This window comes from Pseudomonas sp. GG8 (genome assembly GCF_052976945.1).
Map to the genome: position 1 here is coordinate 3,467,748 of NZ_JBRIIP010000001.1, position 19,631 is coordinate 3,487,378.

19 protein-coding genes and 1 pseudogene are annotated in these 19,631 nt (G+C 54.7%); 12 read left to right on the forward strand and 8 right to left on the reverse strand.

Annotation, left to right across the window (positions count from 1 at the left end; genetic code table 11):
• The first annotated feature begins 149 nt into the window (after nucleotides 1–149).
• The 7 genes from ACVBEG_RS16800 to ACVBEG_RS16830 all read left to right on the forward strand — a co-directional run bounded on the left by ACVBEG_RS16800 (nucleotide 150) and on the right by ACVBEG_RS16830 (nucleotide 8,914).
• Nucleotides 150–842 carry a winged helix-turn-helix domain-containing protein gene (locus ACVBEG_RS16800; RefSeq protein ID WP_447108103.1) on the forward strand — a complete coding sequence of 231 codons (693 nt, stop codon included), beginning with the start codon at nucleotides 150–152 and terminating at the stop codon, nucleotides 840–842.
• Nucleotides 820–2,187 (forward strand): sensor histidine kinase, encoded by a 1,368-nt coding sequence (locus tag ACVBEG_RS16805; protein ID WP_447108104.1) that lies wholly within the window; start codon nucleotides 820–822, stop codon nucleotides 2,185–2,187. Before ACVBEG_RS16800 ends, ACVBEG_RS16805 begins: the two co-directional genes overlap by 23 nt.
• 524 nt (nucleotides 2,188–2,711) lie before the next feature.
• A complete protein-coding gene (locus ACVBEG_RS16810) occupies nucleotides 2,712–2,915 on the forward strand; it encodes a co-regulatory protein PtrA N-terminal domain-containing protein (protein ID WP_447108105.1) in 204 nt (67 codons plus the stop codon).
• A gap of 241 nt (nucleotides 2,916–3,156) precedes the next feature.
• Entirely contained in the window at nucleotides 3,157–3,993 is an 837-nt protein-coding gene (locus ACVBEG_RS16815) for a glycosyltransferase family 2 protein (protein ID WP_447108106.1), read from the forward strand.
• A gap of 264 nt (nucleotides 3,994–4,257) precedes the next feature.
• On the forward strand, nucleotides 4,258–4,998 hold the full coding sequence (locus ACVBEG_RS16820) for a COG4705 family protein (protein ID WP_447108473.1): 741 nt from the start codon (nucleotides 4,258–4,260) through the stop codon (nucleotides 4,996–4,998).
• A 1,197-nt stretch (nucleotides 4,999–6,195) separates the two neighbouring features.
• The gene (locus ACVBEG_RS16825) at nucleotides 6,196–7,236 is read left to right on the forward strand and encodes a hypothetical protein (RefSeq protein ID WP_447108107.1); all 1,041 of its coding nucleotides are present in this window, start codon (nucleotides 6,196–6,198) and stop codon (nucleotides 7,234–7,236) included.
• Between the two features lie 361 nt (nucleotides 7,237–7,597).
• On the forward strand, nucleotides 7,598–8,914 hold the full coding sequence (locus tag ACVBEG_RS16830; protein ID WP_447108108.1) for an MFS transporter: 1,317 nt from the start codon (nucleotides 7,598–7,600) through the stop codon (nucleotides 8,912–8,914).
• Between the two features lie 35 nt (nucleotides 8,915–8,949).
• On the opposite strand, the gene ACVBEG_RS16835 is transcribed toward ACVBEG_RS16830, so the two are convergent.
• From ACVBEG_RS16835 to ACVBEG_RS16850, 4 genes are read right to left on the reverse strand one after another with little or no spacing between them, the layout of a single operon-like run.
• On the reverse strand, nucleotides 8,950–9,693 hold the full coding sequence (locus ACVBEG_RS16835; protein WP_447108109.1) for a TraX family protein: 744 nt from the start codon (nucleotides 9,691–9,693) through the stop codon (nucleotides 8,950–8,952).
• Nucleotides 9,690–10,127 carry a YqaA family protein gene (locus ACVBEG_RS16840; RefSeq protein WP_447108110.1) on the reverse strand — a complete coding sequence of 146 codons (438 nt, stop codon included), beginning with the start codon at nucleotides 10,125–10,127 and terminating at the stop codon, nucleotides 9,690–9,692. The genes ACVBEG_RS16835 and ACVBEG_RS16840 overlap by 4 nt, the downstream gene beginning before the upstream one ends.
• A gap of 11 nt (nucleotides 10,128–10,138) precedes the next feature.
• On the reverse strand, nucleotides 10,139–11,275 hold the full coding sequence (locus tag ACVBEG_RS16845; RefSeq protein WP_447108111.1) for a nickel/cobalt efflux protein RcnA: 1,137 nt from the start codon (nucleotides 11,273–11,275) through the stop codon (nucleotides 10,139–10,141).
• Nucleotides 11,276–11,282: 7 nt separating this feature from the next.
• On the reverse strand, nucleotides 11,283–11,582 hold the full coding sequence (locus ACVBEG_RS16850) for a metal-sensing transcriptional repressor (RefSeq protein ID WP_069557030.1): 300 nt from the start codon (nucleotides 11,580–11,582) through the stop codon (nucleotides 11,283–11,285).
• A gap of 157 nt (nucleotides 11,583–11,739) precedes the next feature.
• On the opposite strand from ACVBEG_RS16850, the gene ACVBEG_RS16855 reads away from it, so the two are divergent.
• The 5 genes and pseudogenes from ACVBEG_RS16855 to ACVBEG_RS16875 all read left to right on the forward strand — a co-directional run bounded on the left by ACVBEG_RS16855 (nucleotide 11,740) and on the right by ACVBEG_RS16875 (nucleotide 16,100).
• Entirely contained in the window at nucleotides 11,740–12,048 is a 309-nt protein-coding gene (locus ACVBEG_RS16855) for a hypothetical protein (RefSeq protein ID WP_447108112.1), read from the forward strand.
• A gap of 47 nt (nucleotides 12,049–12,095) precedes the next feature.
• A complete protein-coding gene (locus ACVBEG_RS16860; protein WP_447108113.1) occupies nucleotides 12,096–12,833 on the forward strand; it encodes a HupE/UreJ family protein in 738 nt (245 codons plus the stop codon).
• Between the two features lie 12 nt (nucleotides 12,834–12,845).
• Nucleotides 12,846–13,481, forward strand: a complete 636-nt coding sequence (locus ACVBEG_RS16865) for a transmembrane anchor protein (RefSeq protein ID WP_447108114.1) — start codon at nucleotides 12,846–12,848, stop codon at nucleotides 13,479–13,481.
• Between the two features lie 496 nt (nucleotides 13,482–13,977).
• A complete protein-coding gene (locus tag ACVBEG_RS16870) occupies nucleotides 13,978–15,411 on the forward strand; it encodes a Shedu immune nuclease family protein (protein ID WP_447108115.1) in 1,434 nt (477 codons plus the stop codon).
• 241 nt (nucleotides 15,412–15,652) lie between these two features.
• Nucleotides 15,653–16,100 (forward strand): annotated as a pseudogene (locus tag ACVBEG_RS16875) (LexA family protein).
• Nucleotides 16,101–16,224: 124 nt separating this feature from the next.
• On the opposite strand, the gene ACVBEG_RS16880 reads toward ACVBEG_RS16875, so the two are convergent.
• From ACVBEG_RS16880 to ACVBEG_RS16895, 4 genes are all read right to left on the reverse strand, one after another.
• Nucleotides 16,225–16,536 carry a hypothetical protein gene (locus tag ACVBEG_RS16880; RefSeq protein WP_447108116.1) on the reverse strand — a complete coding sequence of 104 codons (312 nt, stop codon included), beginning with the start codon at nucleotides 16,534–16,536 and terminating at the stop codon, nucleotides 16,225–16,227.
• Nucleotides 16,537–16,926: 390 nt separating this feature from the next.
• Nucleotides 16,927–17,340, reverse strand: a complete 414-nt coding sequence (locus ACVBEG_RS16885; protein ID WP_447108117.1) for a hypothetical protein — start codon at nucleotides 17,338–17,340, stop codon at nucleotides 16,927–16,929.
• A gap of 463 nt (nucleotides 17,341–17,803) precedes the next feature.
• Entirely contained in the window at nucleotides 17,804–18,109 is a 306-nt protein-coding gene (locus ACVBEG_RS16890) for a DUF4124 domain-containing protein (RefSeq protein ID WP_447108118.1), read from the reverse strand.
• Between the two features lie 451 nt (nucleotides 18,110–18,560).
• Entirely contained in the window at nucleotides 18,561–19,481 is a 921-nt protein-coding gene (locus ACVBEG_RS16895; RefSeq protein ID WP_447108119.1) for an AraC family transcriptional regulator N-terminal domain-containing protein, read from the reverse strand.
• Nucleotides 19,482–19,631: the final 150 nt, after the last annotated feature.

Sequence of the window (19,631 nt, forward strand, 5' to 3'; positions counted from 1 at the left end):
GCAGCCCTCCGATAGCGAACCTAAACTTTCTTTCATGTTCACGCGACCTGTGCGTTTACTTCGGTTTGGCACACTATGATGCCACTGAAAGGGTCGAGGGCCAGCGCCACGCCCCATCTGTTCGCCCAACCGAGGCCTGTGCAACGCTCATGACCCATGTTCTAGTCGTCGAGGATGACCCCACCACTGCCCGCGAAATCGAAGCCGCCTTGCAGGATCATGGCTTTGACGTGACCTGCTCCAACAACGGTCGCGACGGCCTGTTAAAAGCCATTGGCGACACGTTCGACATTATCGTCCTGGATCGTATGCTTCCCGGTGCCCTCGATGGACTAGGCATGCTCACCGCCTTGCGCGCATCAGGTGTCGCAACGCCGGTGCTGATTCTCAGTGCGCTGAGCGCACTCGACGAGCGGGTTCGCGGCTTACGTGCTGGCGGTGATGATTACCTGACCAAGCCATTCGAGTTCATCGAGTTGACCGCGCGTCTGGATGCCCTGAGCCGACGGCGAATCGCGCAACCGGGCCAAGAGCGGGAAAGTCGTCTACGGGTCGCCAATCTTGATCTTGACCTATTACGTCGCATCGTGCGCCGAGGTGATAGGCAGATCGACCTCCTTCCCCGGGAGTACGCCCTGCTTGAATACCTGGTTCAGCATGCAGGCCAAGTGGTGACTCGCACGATGATGTTCGAAGCGGTCTGGAATTACAGCTACGACGAACGCACCAACGTAATTGAGGTACATATAGGGCGCTTGCGCCGCAAGATCGATGCCGAAGGCGAAGAACAGATGATCCATACCATTCGCGGAGCCGGCTATGTTCTCCGTTCACCTGCGTGAAATACCGCGCACCATCAGCTTTCGTACCGCACTGATGTTTCTGGCGCTGTTCGGCTGTTCGTTCCTTGCCCTGTTTGGCTACATATATTGGCAAACTACCGGCTATTTGAAGTCAGAAGTCGACGCAGCGCTATTCCACCAGATCGACATCCGCAGCCGACAAGCGCCTGCATTGCGACAACAGGAAATCCTTCAGCATGCCGAACAGGACATAGAGAGTCGTACCCCACACGCCTTATTTAGCGCCGATGACCAGCTGATAGCGGGTGCGATCCAGGCGTTGCCCGATTTCAACCGTTACGACAGAGCCTATCAGTTCGTATGGCATAAGCAGAACGAACACAGTCGTCCCATTCGTTTCATGGTTCACCAATTGGAAAACGGGCAAAAACTGCTGGTGGCTCAAGACATCTACGATATTCATGAATTCGATGAGCTGTTGATTAATGCGTTGATCTCTGGGGGCGCGCTGCTGGTGGTGGTCGGCCTGCTAGGAGCGATCGCCCTTGGCTATTCCGCCAGACGCCGGCTGGACGCCCTTAGTCGTTCGATAGAACGGATCATAGAGGGTGATCTCAGCAAGCGTTTGCCGACTCGCGGTAACCGAGATGACATTGACCGTATCGCTAGCGTCGTCAACGGCATGCTCGATGAACTCGAACGGCTGATGAGTGAAGTCAAGGGTGTCTGTGACGACATCGCCCACGATCTGCGTACCCCACTTACCCGCCTGATCGCCGGACTTGAACGTGCCCAGCGACGCAGCCTGAGCAAGGACGAATATGCGGCGGCCATCGACTCAGCCATTGAAGAGGCCATGGGGCTTTTGCAGACATTTCGAGCGCTGCTGCGCATCTCCGAAATCGAAAGCAGCGCCCGACGCAGCAACTTCGCTATGGTCGACCTGAACCGGATCGCGGCAGATGCCACGGAGTTGTTCGAGCCGCTAGCCGAAGAGCGCGGCATGACTCTGGAACTGGTTCCCAGCAAAAAACCGGCTAACCTGTCAGGGGATCCTCAGCTGCTGTTCGATGCCGCCTGTAACCTGCTCGACAACGCCATCAAGTTCTCACCCGATGGAGGCCGCGTTCAGGTCACCGTGGTTGCTGACGCAACCCATAGCGGGATCCGAGTCAAAGACAATGGGCCTGGCATTCCTCAGGCTGAACGCGAAGCCGTGTTCCGCCGACTGTACCGCTCAGAGTCCAGCCGCCACATGGCGGGCAACGGACTAGGCTTAAGCATGGTGTCTGCGGTTGCCCGCCTGCATGACATGACGTTACAGGTGCAGGACGCGCAACCAGGGTGCCAGATCGACCTGGTGGGTAAAGCGCTGTCAGTTTGAGCGCGCGGCGTTGCCTGCGGCGGTTTTCTGGCTGCTGACCACGGCATGGGCATACTCGGACTGAGTATTGCTCGCGCCGCGCCCATGCGGGCCATTACCTAGTCACCACCGCCTTCAGCCATGCTGCTGACGGAAACACCCAACAACTCGATCAGCTCACTCGAGAGCTGGGAATTTTTTGTTCTCGTGGGAAATATCCCAATAACCCTTTCGATTTCTTACCGGTAAGCCAGTTTCAGGCAACCCTGATCTTGATGCTCATGGCAAGCCCATATCCGAATGGATATCGGTCATATATCGCCATAGGGGATGCGGTACCTGTTCGTTTGCAGGAATGCGGGAGATGTTGACTATCAACGTAGTCTGGAGCATTTCCAGCTTATTAAAATCGAAAAAAAATCCTGTCAAAAAATTTATGAACAGGGGAACAGCCTGTAAGGGTGCCGGCTCTAGGATGAGCACAAGCCTGAAGCTTATGCCAGCCACCTTCGAGCTGGCATTACCTGAACAGTGGAGATTTCCTAATGAAAACCCTTAAAGCTCTTTTGATCGTTAGCCTGATGAGTGCCTCTGTAGCTGCGTTGGCTGAAGGTGGTGGAGACCGGGTCGTGGCACGGATGGATGCCGCACGCGAGGTCTCGATGAAGCACTACCAGCAAGCCGAACATAAAGAGGCCGTAGTGATTGTACAGAAAGCGGTTAGCCACGATGTTGAGCGCTTGAACTGACAATGAGCCGCCCATTTATTCAACTGGGTCGCCATGTGCTTGAAGCGTCATGGGATGCAGTGGGGCAACGTCTGGAACCAGAGGTGAGTTGAGGGTTTGCTTGCCATGTGACGGCAGAACTCGACGTGGTAACGACGATAGATGCATTGGGCCGAGGAGTATTCCATCCGGCCCGGGCTATCGACATTGAAATACCATTTTTCGGCCACAAAAGCAGTAAGTAATCGAGGTCAAAGTACTTATGACATGCTCACTTCCGACTAAAGCAAACTACAGTATTGTGCTGGTTAATTATAAATCACTTGAACTGACCAAGGCTTGTCTGGAGCTGCTGCGCGATGGATTGAAGGAGACTGGCGTTCCTATTTTTGTGGTGGATAACAATTCGGGTGATGCGAGCAGCGAATACCTGCGCACACTGAATTGGATCAACCTGATTGAACGTAAAATAGACACCCCTGAAGCAGGAAACGTAGCTCATGGCCGAGCGTTGGATCTTGCTTTGGATCACGTTAAAACCGAGTATTTGTTTCTGTTGCACACCGATACTTTTATTTACGATCCAACTATTTTCACCGTAATGCTCGACCAGTGCGCTGGCCCATACAAAATAGCAGCTGTAGGATGTCTGGAGCAGTTGAATCGAGGTATTACGCGATCGGCCTGGCGTCTGTTTTCACGGTTTTTCAAGCACTACACCCGGCGGAGCTTTTTAGCCATGGGCTTCAAAGCAAGGGCGCCGAAACAGTTCAGAGAAACTCACTTGAAAAGCTTCTGCACCCTGTGGAATGTGCGTCTGATTAAACAGCACGGATTGCACTTTCAAATGGACGAGCGTAATCCCGGTTATGAGTTGCAAGACAGAATGGTAGCGCTGAACTATAAGATCAGCTTCATTCCACCACGAAAATTATTCCGTTACCTGGATCATATTCAAAGCGGGACAGTTTCAGCGATGGGTGGTTACGCGAACGATCATCGAAGAGTCAAAATCTACAATCAATTTACCCATAAAAGTCCATTAACACCCCACTCCCCCGGCCTAAATATTCGCTGGGGATCTCTTCAGCAAAAATAGACACTCAGGCCTGCCTCTTACGTCAGGGGCGAGTCACTTAATGAATTTAATTCTGATTTGGCTTTGACGGAATTTTTACCTTTTACAGCGTAAGGTGTGCCCGCCTATACATCGCGCTGTAGCTTGATCGTTGCCCTCATAACATAGACCTGTTGTCCACAGTGGATGCATGTGAATCCAGGACGAACGGCGAGTTTTTAAGACGTTGTACTTCATAGTTCTAATCCGATTTCAGGAGCCCCCCCTATGAGCACCCCTATCAGTCTGAACAAGCTGCCGGAAATAACCATGGCGTTCTGGGTGATGAAAATCTGCGCCACCACCCTCGGCGAGACCGCCGGCGATTTACTGTCGATGACTCTGAATGTGGGGTATGCGATCAGCTCACTGATCCTAATAAGCGCCTTCCTGATTACACTTGGCTTGCAGCTGTTTTCGAAAAGTTATAATCCTGTGTTGTACTGGATCGTTATTCTCTCCACCAGTACCGCAGGCACCACCATGTCGGACTTTATGGATCGCACCCTGGGCCTAGGTTATGCGTCCGGCTCGCTGATTCTGATCAGCCTGTTGATCGCGATTTTTACCGCCTGGCGCTTTAGCGAAAAAAGTCTGTCGGTGAACAACATCCACACCACTAAAGGCGAGCTGTTCTATTGGGCGGCCATTCTGATTTCCAACACGCTGGGCACAGCGTTTGGCGATTACCTGGCGGATGACTCCGGCCTGGGCTTTGCTGGTGGCGCACTGCTGATAGGGTCGGCGATTGCCGCAGTGGTGCTGGCCAAGTTCTACACGCGGATTTCCACCGTGCTGCTCTTCTGGTTGGCCTTTGTCCTGACCCGACCGTTCGGCGCGACACTCGGCGACTTCCTGACCAAGCCCCACGAAAAAGGTGGTCTAGATTTTGGCACCGTTGGTTCATCGTTAGTACTGGCCGGCGTATTGGTAGTGCTGGTGTCCTTCGCAGCCAAGGCCCGCAGCCCTGAAGAAATGTATGGCTAAACAGCTTGTGGAGCAGTGCGAAATCGTCGAGTTGGCGTTTGGCGTTTGGCAGCGTTTTGTGTAAGCCCGATATCGTATTTTGCATATGCATGTTCCACGTAAGGCGCTCATGATTGGTGATGACTACGCGGTATGGTCACGCTCCCCTTTAGATAGGACTAATCGAAAACGAAGGTATGCTCGGCGCAACCTTTGCCCAAGGGCTAATAGCGCACCAATGCGCGCCCAGGCAAAGGGGCTGGGGCCAGTTTGCGGATAAGCTACGCACAGTTTCAGATTGCACTGCGCGAAAATCCATTGCGACTGTGCGGACTAGGAAAATATCCCGCATGGCGTTGGATATGATGCAGCGTGACGTTGTCAGGATAACGTTCAATTACATCTGGCTGACTAACTGATTTAAGCCAAATGTCTCACTGGTGCAAAAATGAGGCGTTGATGTACTTAGAGCAGCGCCAAAAACTCAAGATATCCACCCGAGGTGGAATCAAGAACGCAATGAAGCCCATGTATCAAAAAACAATACACCATAGAATGCGATCACTTGTTGGGTCGATCCTACAGACGTGCAAACTCCAGCAACTGGCAGCAACTGGCAGCAACTGGCAGCAAGCGCCGGTGCCACGCAGGAGGCACATGAGATGCTGACGATCATGGTGGAGGATGCCGTCGCCCCATGATCGAAGAGTGAATGCACAGGTTACATCAATGATGATGTCGTCGCCGCATTCAAAGATAGACCCAAGACCTTGGGTGCCGCGCACGCCATGGAGATGAGGGGATGAGGGGCGATCTTGCAATCAAAGCCACCACCGATGAATGGAAAAACGACTCGGACATTGGCCATGCTAAGGCCTATCCACTCAGCGATTACATTTCGCCTCCCGTTGGCTCGACTCATATACCGTCAGACTATAAGCGTTGGGATCAGAAAAGCGTATTGCTCGGTCGGTTACGTTCTTGGGATGAGACCATCTCGATCATGGCCAAACACGTAGGACGCGCTGTATGCCTGGTGCAAGGAGTGTCAGGGCGAGTCGCATAACTGGCCTCCGCAGATGTGAAGAGGCCTGTTCACCCTGAAGCTCAACCCATTGCTGGGCTCATGATCAGTGAAACACTACACGTTCTAATCTTACGTCACTGGGACAAAGGCAGGCCGATTGAACCCGCCCTGCCCGAGCAGAAGAAGGCCTCATGAAACTATGGCGTAATCGACGCTTCGCTCTGCCAGTCTTCGTCGCCCTGCTGACTGCGCTAGCCGTTATGGACTTCGCAAGCCTTCGCTACTGTCAGGCAGCCGACAAGCCGCCAACTAGCGCCCTACCACTGAAGCACGTCACTGACATTCCATTGCCCGGTGGCGCCACTCGGCTCGACTACGAGAGCTACGATCCAGACCGCAACCTGTTGTTCATCGTACATCTTGGTGACGGCGAGGTTATCGCCTTTGACATGCGTGAGTCCCGCGTTGTTGGGCGCGTTGCGAACGTCTCGTCGGTACACGGTGTGCTCGTTATTCCTGAGTTATCGCGTGTCTACGCTTCGGCGACGGGCACCAATGAAATCGTTGCGATTGACGAAGCGAACCTGGCAATTGTCAGTCGCATACCGGGTGGCATCTATCCAGACGGCATGGCCTATGCGCCCGACGTTCACAAGCTTTACGTATCGAACGAAAGCGGCGAGACCGAAACGGTGATCGACGTGCGCACGAACACTCGTGTTGCGACAATTCCACTGGGAGGTGAAGTCGGCAACACACAATATGACCCGATATCACGACACATCTTCGTCAATATCCAGACTCGTCGGCAACTTATCGAGATCGACCCCGCGACCGACCAAATCGTGGCGCGCATTGATTTGCCCGGCGCGCGTGGCAACCATGGCTTATTGATCAATCCGCGTGACCAGCTTGCCTTTATCGCGTGCGAAAGAAACGACAAGCTCCTCGTACTAGACATGCACACCATGCGGGTTATCCAGGAGTTCGATACGGGGGGAGTCCCTGATGTGCTTGCGTTCGATCCAGTGCTGGACACACTTTATGTGGCCGGAGAGGCCGGCATTGTGTCGATGTTCCACGTCAAGGGGACAGTCGTCACGGAAGTCGGCAATGGCAGTGTAGGCCCGCATGCGCACGTCGTTGCTGTCGATGCCGCGACGCACCGCTCGTATTTTCCGCTCAAGGATATCGACGGACACCCGGTGCTACGGATTATGGAGCCCCGGTAGCGCATCCAATCCTGCTTCTTCAATCCTGACCAGCACTCGTTGAGTCCTTTCAAAAGTGTGGTGACTGGCGCATATCCTCTGGCGGCGCCATAACCACCTCCAAGGCTCTCCTTTCGAATCTTGAACGATGCAGGCCACCTGTTCCTTGAGCGGCTCAAACTAATAGTTTACGATCAATTATATCCCCCCCAGGGGGATATGAGTTGCTTCCCTTGTGTCCCGAGCCCTCAGACTCTGAGGTATTCGGTAAAAGCCCAGCAACTCAAACGACAACGATGAGCGTCGTCCTTAAAACCGACATCGTGAAACGTACTTGTCAAAAAGACCGTTGGCCAATGCGCTTGGCCGTCTGAGGCTTCACATGCTGAAAATCCTAGCTAACCGAACCTACCGTCACCTCTTCTTGGCTCAGGTGATTGCACTCGTAGGGACTGGCCTTGCCACTGTCGCGCTGGGCCTACTGGCGTTCGATCTTGCAGGGGCACAAGCAGGTGCCGTTCTGGGGACAGCGTTAGCGATCAAAATGACGGCCTACATCGGCGTTGCGCCGATTGCGGCGGCTTTTGCAGAGCGTCTGCCCCGTCGAGCAATGTTGGTCTCGCTGGATTTAGTGCGAGCCTTGGTCGCGCTTGCTCTGCCGTTCGTGACGGAGGTCTGGCAGATCTATGTGCTGATTTTCGTCCTTCAGTCGGCCTCGGCAGCATTCACTCCGACGTTCCAAGCGACCATTCCGGACATATTGCCGAATGAAGACGACTACACCCGTGCCTTGTCTCTTTCGCGTCTGGCCTACGATCTCGAAAGCGTCGCGAGCCCGATGCTCGCCGCTGCACTGCTGACGGTGATCAGCTTCCATAACCTGTTTGCTGGTACGGTCATCGGTTTCCTCGCCTCAGCGGCTCTGGTCTCCACGGTGTTGTTGCCAAAAGCGAAGCCGACTCCGCGACGTAGCATCTATGAGCGAACCACCCGAGGAATGCGCATATTCCTGGCTACACCCCGTCTGCGGGGGCTTCTGGCTCTCAATCTGACGGTAGCTGCCGCCAGTGCCATGGTTATCGTCAATACAGTGGTACTGGTGCAGTCGCGCTTCGCTCTGCCGCAGAGTTCTACGGCATTGGCGCTGGCCGCGTTTGGCGGCGGTTCTATGATCGCTGCCTTGGTCTTGCCTCGCCTGTTGAAAAACATCAAAGACCGAACGGCCATGCTGTTTGGCGGAGGAATATTGGTCGCAGGCTTGGCCGTTGGCATCAACCTGACCACCTACAACTTCCTGTTGCCTCTGTGGATGGTACTCGGCGTGGGCTATTCCCTGGCCCAGACTCCGAGCGGTCGACTGTTGCGTCGCTCGGCACATGCCGAAGATCGCCCAGCGTTGTTTGCCGCCCAATTTGCTCTATCCCATGCCTGCTGGTTGATTACCTACCCCTTGGCGGGATGGCTGGGTGCCAACGTCAGCCTCACTGCTTCGTTTATTGGGCTCGCTGTCGTGGCAGGTAGTGCACTGGTGGTCAGCATCGTGATCTGGCGTCCAGCTCATGACCAAGAGTCGATCAAACACACCCATGCGAATCTGCCGGTCAATCACACGCACATCGACGGCCAGGAGGGTGCGGATCACGAACATCCATACGTGATCGACGACCAGCATCGCCGGTGGCCAAATCGGAGATCGTAAACTCCTGACGTTTACCAGGGCTGATTGGCCAGCCCTCAAACCAGGAAACGTAGAGCTTGCAGAGCGGCAAGGTGGCCCGGATAAAACCAGTAGCCCCATTGCCGCACAGGCCAGACCTTGATGGTGAACGTCTGGCGCAGAAGCCAGAGTCCGATCAGGGGATCCGCGAACGCAGCGCTCAAGGCCAGCAGTGAATAGACTTCCAAGTCCATCGCCCTGGTCACGATGCTGCTGCGGGTGTTGCTCATCAGGCATAGAATCGCTGGTAGCAACCAAAGAACACCGGGGCTCTTGATCGCTAGTAAGACCGCCGCAGGAACAAGTGCCCCGTAAAATCCATACATCAATGGATCATCCAGCACATAGGCAATTTCGGCGGCAATCAACGCGATAGCACCGCTCAACAAGGTGCGATGCTGCCATCCCCAGGCAATCACCAATCCCAATGCCAAGGTAACCAGCACATTGAGTGACCCCGAGTTGCTGATGTAGCGATAAGGCACTTCTGAAACGGCAGCGAACAACAGCATCAACGCAAGGTAACGACCATTAGCAGGCGTCAGCAACTCGCCCGATTTGGAGCGCGCCACGTTGGCCGCAATGGCGACACAGAACAGCGGAAAAGAGAGCCTCCCCGGAATGAACAGGTTGTCCATCTCCGGCCATACCAACCGCAAGTGGTCGATGACCATGGTGAGCATCGCCAGCCACTTGATCAGATCCAGGCTACTGCTTCGGCTTTTGAGCGAGGAGTGCTGGGCAGCATGAGCAGCCATCATGCCCACCCCAGCGTGACGGCGGTCAGCACGAGATAACGAACTCCCTTAGCCAGGGTGACGATCAGCAGGAAACTCCAGAGTGGCTCGCGCATGACTCCTGCGACGACCGTCAGCGGATCGCCAATGATGGGCACCCAACTCAGCAGCAATGACCAGCGCCCGAAACGCAGATAGGACTGCTGGGCTTTTTCGAGCTGGTTCTCGCTCACCGGGAACCAGCGCTTGTGACGAAATTGCTCAATAGAGCGACCCAGAATCCAGTTCAGTGCAGAACCAAGCACGTTGCCTAAGGTCGCGACCGCCAATAGCGTAGAAGCAACGTATTGGTCGGAGAACAACATCCCGACCAACAAAGCCTCAGACTGCATCGGCAGCAGCGTGGCGGCACCGAATGCCGCCAGGAACAGACCAAGGTAGCTGGTGAGTTCAAACACTCAACTTCACCTTATGCGTTCAGGCCGATCCAGCCATGGAAACCCACGTAGAGTCCAACACCGATGATCAAGACACTGGATAGGTACGGCGCACGACGAGCCACAGTGCCCAGCCATGGCCAACGGTTGGAAGCCTGTTTAGCACCAATAGCTGCCGCAGCGCCGACAGTAACCAAGGTGAGCGCCAAGCCGATGCTGAAGCACAGGACGAGCATGCCACCCAGCGCGACTTCTTTAACCTGAAGGCATAGCAGCAGGATGGTGATGGCCGCAGGGCACGGAATCAGACCACCAGTCAGACCGAACATGATGATCTGACCCGTGGTCACCTCGCGGTTGGTGAAGCGTTTACGGATATCATTGGCATGTGCACGCTCGTGCGCATCCTGATAGCCATCAATCGACAATTCCAGGCCTTCCAGTTCGGAATGCGCGTGCCCGTGATCATGCTCCTGGTATTCCAAGTCATAATCATGGGAGTGACCCGCGTGGCCCAGACTCAAGCGGGCGCTGAACTCATGAGGCTCCGGGATATCTACTACCGACTCCAGGAAACCTTCGCGCTCGACGAAAGAGAATGATTGAGTGCTGCCGTCCGGACGAGTGGTCATCAGGCGAACATCTGAGGCTGCCCAGGTGTGTCCGGTCAATGTCATCAGGCGCCAGTGCGGTGGCACGCCTTCTTCGAAGATCGATAGCTCAACACGGCCATGGCCAGTATCGATTAGGTGGGTCTCATCATGATGGCCATGGTCATGCTCGCCGTGGTGGTGATCATCATCTTGCTCAAACTTGAACATCTGCTCGCCACGCCAGGTACGCCACAGCATCCACAGCGCAATCACGATGATCAGTGCAGAGGACGCAAGCTGGAAGTACGGCTCAGTGGTTTGCGCGTCCAGGCCTTTGCCCAGGTACATGCCACCGATGGCGACTAACCAGACCACAGCGGTGTGTGACAGCGTCGCGGCCAGTCCCAACAATACAGCCTGTTTGACCGAGCCACGGATGGCCACGATGAAGGCCGCCATCATGGTCTTTGAATGGCCCGGTTCCAGGCCATGCAAGGCACCGAGTAAAATAGCGCTCGGGAAATACAGCCAGGCGTGAGCCCCGCCTTGTTGCAGCAGTTCAGCGAAGTTGGGCATGTCAGACCTAGAGATACTTGGTGATTTGTTTGAAGGCTTCCAGAGGTGCGCGCTCGCCATTGTTCAGCGCCGAGACGGTGTCCTCCAGGCAATGATCGATGTGATCCTGGATGAGCGTGCGCTTGGCTTGGCACACCGCTTTTTCAACCGCATGCAGCTGCTGGGCGATGTCCACGCACTGACGACCCTCTTCGATCATGGTGATGATGCCGCGTAAATGACCGTCCGCCCGTTTGAGACGCTTGATAATCGCCTCGTGACTTTGGTGGGTGTGGGGATGGCTGTGTTCGTGTTCGTGCTCACTCATGACTTGAGCCTCAGGCCTCAATGAATTACGCTGGCATCCTATCCCCCCTAGGGGGATATGGTCAAACGCATCAATGCCCTACAAAACGAGTTGAAACCCGAACGCTATGTTCAGCAGAACACTGACAACGACGGTGGTAATCGCGCTTGTTCTCGCCATGTTTGTGGCCTGGGCCGGGCATACCTATACCTTGTCAGTGACGTCGAAACAGCCAGCCTGGGAGATTGCGCAAGACGCCCATCACTCCCATGAACAGCAAGCCGAGATGTCGTGTGCGAGCTGCTCGGATCACTATCACTCCCCGTTGACCCCTGACCATCAGCACGAAACGCCGCAACTCACCTCTGCATTGAGTTTGGCTGCGCAGCCGAAGCTCTCTATGCGAGTCGATGCGCCACGCTATTCCGTTCCTCGTCCGCCGATTTTCCTGATCGAGCGTCCACCCCGTCCTTCGTTCGCATCCTGACCATGGCCGCACTGCGGCCTTTGATCCCTGCAACGTAGGATTGATCTATGCATTCGCACTCGATGAGAGGCGTTGTCGCATTCACTGCGCCATCGCACCGCCCGCTATTGCTGTTGTTTTTACTTGTCGCTGCACTTTTCCTCGGGATGCCCGAGGCCATGGCTCACGCCGTCGCGGAAGGTGACAAGGGTTTTATCCAGGAAAGTTCCGGCGTCATGTTGCTGCCCTTCATCTACATGGGCGCCAAGCACATGATGACGGGCTACGACCACCTGCTGTTTCTGTTCGGGGTGATCTTCTTCCTCTACCGCCTGAAAGACGTGGGGCTCTACGTCACGCTGTTCGCTGTAGGCCACTCGGTCACGCTGCTGCTTGGCGTTCTTACCGAAGTCAGCATCAGCTCTTACATCATCGACGCCATCATCGGTTTCTCTGTGGTGTACAAGGCGCTCGATAACCTGGGCGCATTCCAGCGCTGGTTCGGTTTCCAACCCAACACCAAGGTGGCCACGCTGATCTTCGGCCTGCTTCATGGTTTCGGTCTGGCCACCAAGATTCAGGAGTACGAGATATCGCCTGATGGCCTGATTCCGAACCTGATCGCCTTCAACGTTGGCGTTGAGATCGGCCAATTGCTGGCCCTTAGCGCGATTCTCATTTTGATGGGGTATTGGCGGCGCACCGGCAGTTTCTGGCGCCACGCCTATACCGCCAACGTCGCCATGATGAGTGCCGGTTTCCTCCTGATGGGTTACCAGATCACCGGCCTGTTTGTCTCCGCGTAAGGAATTCTGACCATGTTCAATACTCCGCTTCCAACTGTTAATGAATTGCCTAGCACTCGCAAACTGGTGCGTTCGACCGTCATTGCACTGCTGACTGCGGTCGGCCTGCTGGTGACCGTGGTCATGCCTTCGGAATATGCCGTTGATCCTACGGGCGTGGGCCGCGCACTGGGACTGACCCAGATGGGTGAACTGAAAATCATCCTTGCCCAGGAAGCCTTGGCGGATGCCGCGCCACCGCAACCAGCAGCTCCAGCTCCGCAGGTTGCGCAAATCCAACCTGCTGCGTTACCTGCGGCCCAACCAGCGACGGCATCTGCCCCAGCTATGAAGTCGAATCAAATGACCGTCACACTCAAACCTGGTGAAGGGACAGAGATCAAACTGGAAGTGCTGAAGAACAAAACTGTCAGCTATGAATGGACAGCCGCTGGCGGGCTTGTGAACTACGACACCCATGGCGAGCCCTACAACGGTGAAAAGGGTTACTTCCACAGCTACAACAAGGGCAAGCAGGTTAAAAGTGATAAAGGTGAATTCACCGCCATTTTTGACGGCACCCACGGTTGGTTTTGGCGTAATCGCAGCAACAACGATGTGACCATTTCACTGAAAACGACCGGCGATTACTTGAGCGTCAAACAGTAATTCGAGGTAGCGATGGCTGTTCTACTGCTAGAAATGCAGAGTTCAACCTGACCTCAGACCATTTATTTCATCCATTTTTTGAAGAGTCTCCCCATGAAAACCCAAACAACTCTGATCCGTTCGATGCTTCTGATCTGCTTCCTAGGCCTGATGACGGCATGCGGCGTTGGTGAGAAAGGTGCAACCTCCGAGAGCGCTGAGCACGGCCATTCACACGAGTAACACCCGGAATAAAACAAGGCCGCATTTACGGCCTTGTTTGCTTATGCATGAAAATGAACGCCTGCTTCGTTTGCATTCCTTCGCGAAAGACCGCAATCGGCCTGAAGTGGTGTGTCGTGATTAAGGGACTATGTGCCCGCTTCATGTTGATTGCGACTCTTCCGGCCGACACGCACGAGCGAAGATGTAAGACCCGAGGTCGGCGCGGAGCTAGCATCGACACTGGATAGCGTATATTCGACAGCCAGATAATGACTCCGACGAAGGGTGCCAGATGGCAAATGGGATGGGGGGAGCTGCGGTCGCGCCGCAGCCGTTTAGTGATGACGACGTGCTGGAAGCGAGCTTCCGCCTAGAAATAGCGACTGAGGGAACAGAGCCTGCACGAAAGCTATTCCTGCGAACGTACATGCTTGCCAACGCTCAGGCCCGAACTTGGCATGCACTGCCTGAGGAAGATTGGCCGCTGCTGGCGACCATCCTTCCAAACAGAATCATCATGCGGCCGATCCATATAAATCCGCACGCACAGCGTTACCTGGAGCCCAAGAACGGGCGTTTCACCACAGTCATCTACGTCGATGACTGCGGCGACGAGTTGCCGGATGACGCTGACGCTGCGGCGTTGCGCATTGACTCGCGCTTAGCCTGGCGGCTCTTTGATCCTGCAAGCAATGGCCTCGGTCTTAACAGTGACCTTAATCCAGTCTGGCAAGGCCTATCGCGGATTCAACACGCTGACATACTCGTGATCAGCCAACACCCGGAAATGCACGCCAAAGACGGCGTGGTTTCGGTTAGCGCTCAGGAGGTCGACAAGCTGCGCCGCGCCTTCAATCGAGTCACGACGAACGGCCGTAAGCTGATTCGTCAAACAAAGCAACGCATCGTGCACGACGAAGTGCTCACTAGGCTTAATCCAGAACGATTCCAGCGAGTTGTGCAGGAGAACCAGACCTTGGTCGAGGTTCGACGCGAAGGTGCGAACCAGGCTGCGGCGCGGGAGCGTGCCGAGCGTCGATCCAACGTGCAGGCCGTGCGACAGCAGCTTAGTGCGCTTGTCACGGAGGCCCCCCAAGAGCTAATGGTTCTGCACGCCGAGATTGAGCGGGTGACACTCGCAAAAATGATTGAGGCATTCAAGGTGAAGCTCGCCACTAGACTCACCGAACCGCACTGGCAGAGGTTCTTTGAGCAGAACAAATTCGTTCTGAGTATGGCTTTTGCGCGTCCTGTCGAGCTAACTCATACGCAATTCCATGCAAAGGGGTCTGCCTTGACCGGTGCAGGTGCTCAGATCGGCGACTTCCTTTTCAAGGAATATGGTCAAGCACTCGCCATCGTTGAAATCAAAACGCCAGAGACGGCCTTGCTACAGGGCGCGGCTTACCGTGGGCAGGATGTATTTGGGCCGAACTCGGCCCTTTCTGGTGCTGTGACCCAGGTGCTGTTTCAGCAGAGCGAGCTTAGACAACGCTGGATGAGTCATGTATATGACAACCCGGCCCTGCGCCTGTCCGGTGCCGATGTCATCAAATGCGTGGTTGTCGCAGGCCGCACCCCCACAGATCCAATGAAACTGCGCTGCCTTGAGGTATTCCGAAATGCGTGCAAGGACGTGGACATCGTTACCTTTGACGAACTTCTAGCGAAGCTTGAGTTCTTGGAGATGGAACTGACTCCGAAGCCTGAACCAGACCTGTTCTAACCAGGATCCCGCCTGGTGATGCCGGACACGACGGTCGAGTCCGCCGGGAGTCCTGTACTAGGCTTTCGACTCTACCTCGGTGTCAACTATCGCTAGCACCACCATACACCGCCTGGCGCCCTTCAGCCGAGGTCGCCACGCAGTACCTCAATCAAGCAGTGAGACACCGCTGCTCATGCGGCGTTGAGGCGACGGGGGCTAATGTGCTCTGTATAGATATACAGTTTTCGGCACGCATTTCATGGCCATCGAATTTATCGCCTACCTCACAGAAGAGGGCAAGCAACCCCCTCTCTTTTCCTTCCTAGTTCCAGCTGGGTTCCCGTCCCCTGCGCAAGATCATTTGGAGCGCACGATTTCGCTGGATGAGATTCTGAAAATAAAAGCCCCGCACACCTACCTGGTTCGCGCCGGCGGGGACAGCTTGACCGGAGCGAGTATTTTCAGCGGTGATTTGCTAGTCGTTAACCGGGCACGTGAGGCTGTATCACGATGACATCGTGATTGCTGCCGTGAACGGCGAACCTACAGTCAACCGCTTTGTCCGGGAAGGAGACCAGATCGTCCTTTATCCGGAGAACCCAAAATACTCTCCCCGCACCGTTTGCGACCGCGATGAGTTGATGGTTTGGGGCGTCGTCAATTACAGCGTTCGCTGCCATGGAACCTGGACTGGCCTTCCGCGCTGATCACCGTGCTGTGAGTGGCAGGAAAGGACGTCTGTGCGAGAGGGCACCGTATCTCCCATTTCAACGCGCAATAAACCGCCTAACGGCCTCTTAGCAAAATCAACTAGATGCCTTTGCTGGGCGTTTACTCGATAGCTCCAATGGAGACCAACTCGAAAAATCTATACTTCTCTTTGGCCGCAGCTTTTCTGGCTAGCTGCTCGGCATCAATACGACTCAAGGTATTTGCATCATAAGCGAAGAGACTCTCTTCGCCTTCAAACTCCCGTGTCACCCGAAGGGTAACGCGAAGCCCAGTGGAAACTCGTTTTTTAGGCTTGAGTGGTGCTACGGGCGGCGAGACCGGTCTTTGCTCTGGTTTCTCTGGCGCAGCCTCGACTTTGATCTCAAGCCCCAAAGCGTTTCGCATTTCTTGCTCAGTCAGTGCTGTACTCATTACGACGCCTTTTTTGGGGGAGTTACGTTCAGCTTTATAGGCACGAGAGGAGGTTGCCGCAATGCCCCTCGGTGACAATGTGTACCTTTTCATCTAGATCGTTGCGATCAGTCTGGGGTCGTGGCACGCTTCGAGGCCCCGCCCGCTCGTAGTGTTCGAAGAAACTCAGCTGGGACACCGTGGTGTGGAGACCTTGTGAACATTAGCTCGCGCCCAGTAGCGGACTTCTGTTTGTAACCAAATCAAGCGCAGCGGCCTGACAGCCAAAGGGGCGTTCCACTCTCGATCGATGATCGTCACTGCCTTGTTGCGCCAAACGCGTTACAGCGTCCGCTTTGATCTCGCTTCAGTGAAGCCAGCGTCCTAGGATCATTGAAGGCAGGCGTCGCGCTACAGACTCAGATCGCGAGCGAAAAGCTCCTCAAGGATCATTTCAGAGGCAGAATCGGCCTGCATCAGGTGCCATTGCAGACGAGCATGCAGGTGATGCCTTAGCCTTGATCGCACAGAAACATAACCGCACAAGCCGTTGCTGCCACCGGTAACAATATCGTGTCGCTTCAACGAGGCCCCCAGCACAGCAATCGCGTGCTCACCAATGTCGGAAGCATGCAACCGCTCCGTGACATCTATGCCCGGCCGGCGCTTATATTCTCCAACCAGTTTGTCGACGGTGCTCGTGAATCCAGGGTCTCTGAGCAACTGCTGTGCGAGTGCCCACACGTGCGACTCCATCCCTAAATCCATCCAGCAAACCTCATTTTTGCGTCCACGATCGTGATCAAGGTTGATGTTGTCCGACACGAGTATTTTTCAAAATTTTCGATAGTTATTTGAAGCCAAAAGCAAAGCGGCGGCCTGACGGCCGAATCGGCGATTTCTCTAATGCCCCTAGGGGGCATCACCACCGCATTCAGTCAAAACCGATTAAAAGGCAGAACAACGACAGTGTCAAAAGCGCCCCATAAAATGGGGGAAAGACCTCCAGCAGGAGGGAGGCACAGATCCGCGCTTTTTCTTTGGTCTCAAATATAAGAACTCCGTCTCAAAAATTTTTTATTAAGGGGGGCGAGTGCATATTGTCGTACTAGCCATATCCTATGTCATATATGCCACTAAATATGTGCTTAATCTGACGTCTTGGCTCCACTCCAACCTTCACATTTCCTACGGACAGTATCTGTAGAAATCTCGATTGCAGTGGGTGGCGGAAGGTAGCGTTCGGCCAAGAGCGTACCGTCCTGATACTCGTTTGCAACGAGCCTTTCTACTTTTTTTGCTCTAACGCTTCATTCAGTTTCTCGTCGTTCTCCATCAAGACTTCCACCTGTTTGATGCGCTTGGCGTAGTCAGCCGCTGCGGCTTGGAGGATGGCTTCTTGCCTTTGAGACGTATCTGAAGTTTTTTCATCAGCCAATGGGCTAAGCGAGTCAACGCTACACGGCACCTGTTGAAAAATGCTCTTGCCGTCTGGATTGGTGCATTTGTAGATAGCACCGGCGCTCGCAGTGCTTGCACCTGCCAAGAGCATTGCAAACACGACCATTGGGGAAAGGATGTTAGTTTTACTCACGCTGTACCTGTCGGTGGCATCGAGCTTTTCAAAATATCGCTGTTACTTTCATCCATATTGTAGTCCATTGCCAGCGGGTTGAATGGCCTCCGACACTGAGGCTCCATTGCATTCGACATGTGCAACATGAGTTGAATGTGAAGGTTGGTATAGGCACCTTGAGGATGGCAGTAGCGACGGGCAACAATCGGCCGATTGTGTTGAAAAAGTCGGTTTTCCCAAGCCGCCGGAACATTGGTCAGTAAAAGCGCCTGATTAGCACACCGCTACGTGAAATCCGAGCCTGAATACCTCTGCGAAGATTCAGGATTTGAATCTCAGACGTGTACTTTTCTGCCATGGTAACCAAGCCGACTTTTTCAAAAAAAATCGGCCAGAAGCAGCCAGTCGACAAGATCGTCACTCATGATGTATCCCGTTTTTTCATGTGCTGCTCCTGCCCACTTCGAAACTATCTGACGGCCCCCCGCAACACCGCAATGTCCCGCTTGGGTGGTGCGCCAAACAGTCGACTGTACTCGCGACTGAACTGGGAGGGGCTTTCGTAGCCGACGTTGAATGCTGCACTCGATACATCCAGGTGTTCATTAAGCATCAAGCGTTTTGCCTCGTTCAACCGCAGCCATTTCTGGTACTGCAATGGGCTCATCGCAGTGAGTTGGCGGAAATGGTGGTGAAAGGTCGGAGCGCTCATCTGCACTTGTGCGGCGAGTTCTTCTATGCGAAGCGGCGAGGCGTAGTGCAGTTTCAGCCAGTCGATCGCCTTCGAAATCCGATAGCCCTGACCATCCACAGACGTGATCTGGCGCAATCTAGCAGCCTGGTCACTCAGCAGCAGTCGGTAGTGAATTTCTCGCTGAATCAATGGCGCCAGTACAGGGATCGCCTCGGGCTCCTCCAGCAACTCCAGCAGACGCCCAAACGAGGCTAACAAAGCCGGGGTCGCTGAGCTGATTCCCACGCTTTTCCCAACGGCTTTATCACCACTTGGCGGCAGGCTGCCCTGGGCGATCAACTCAGCCAACATGCGCAGATCGAGCTTCAAAGTCAGCCCCAAACAAGGCTGCTCAGGGCTCGCCACCAGCACTTCTGAATTGGCGGGCAAGCCCAACGAGGTGACCAGAAATCGCGATGTGTCATACCGATAGCCTTCACCGCCGACCCACAGGCGCTTCTCGCCTCGGGCGACGAGAATGATGCTTGGCTCGACCATGCAGACAGCTGGGGGTGATGGGTGTTCACGCCGAAAGAAACCGAGACCAGCGATAGGCGTTGGGTAATCACCCGGTTGGGTGATCCGAGCGCCAATGATCTGCGCAAGAGCCTCTTGGGGCGATGTGTTCTGAGCGTGGGTGTCGATCTTGATGTTCATGGGTGCGTATACCTCGTGAACGAACTCTAACTCGCCAGCCCGTGCCCTTCCCAGCCAGAAAGCGAAAGCTCATCGGATTAGGCAAGTAATCCAGCGAAATGCGCTACAGGACAGACGAGCAGCGCCGGAGAATGTGCCCCTAGCAGGCAA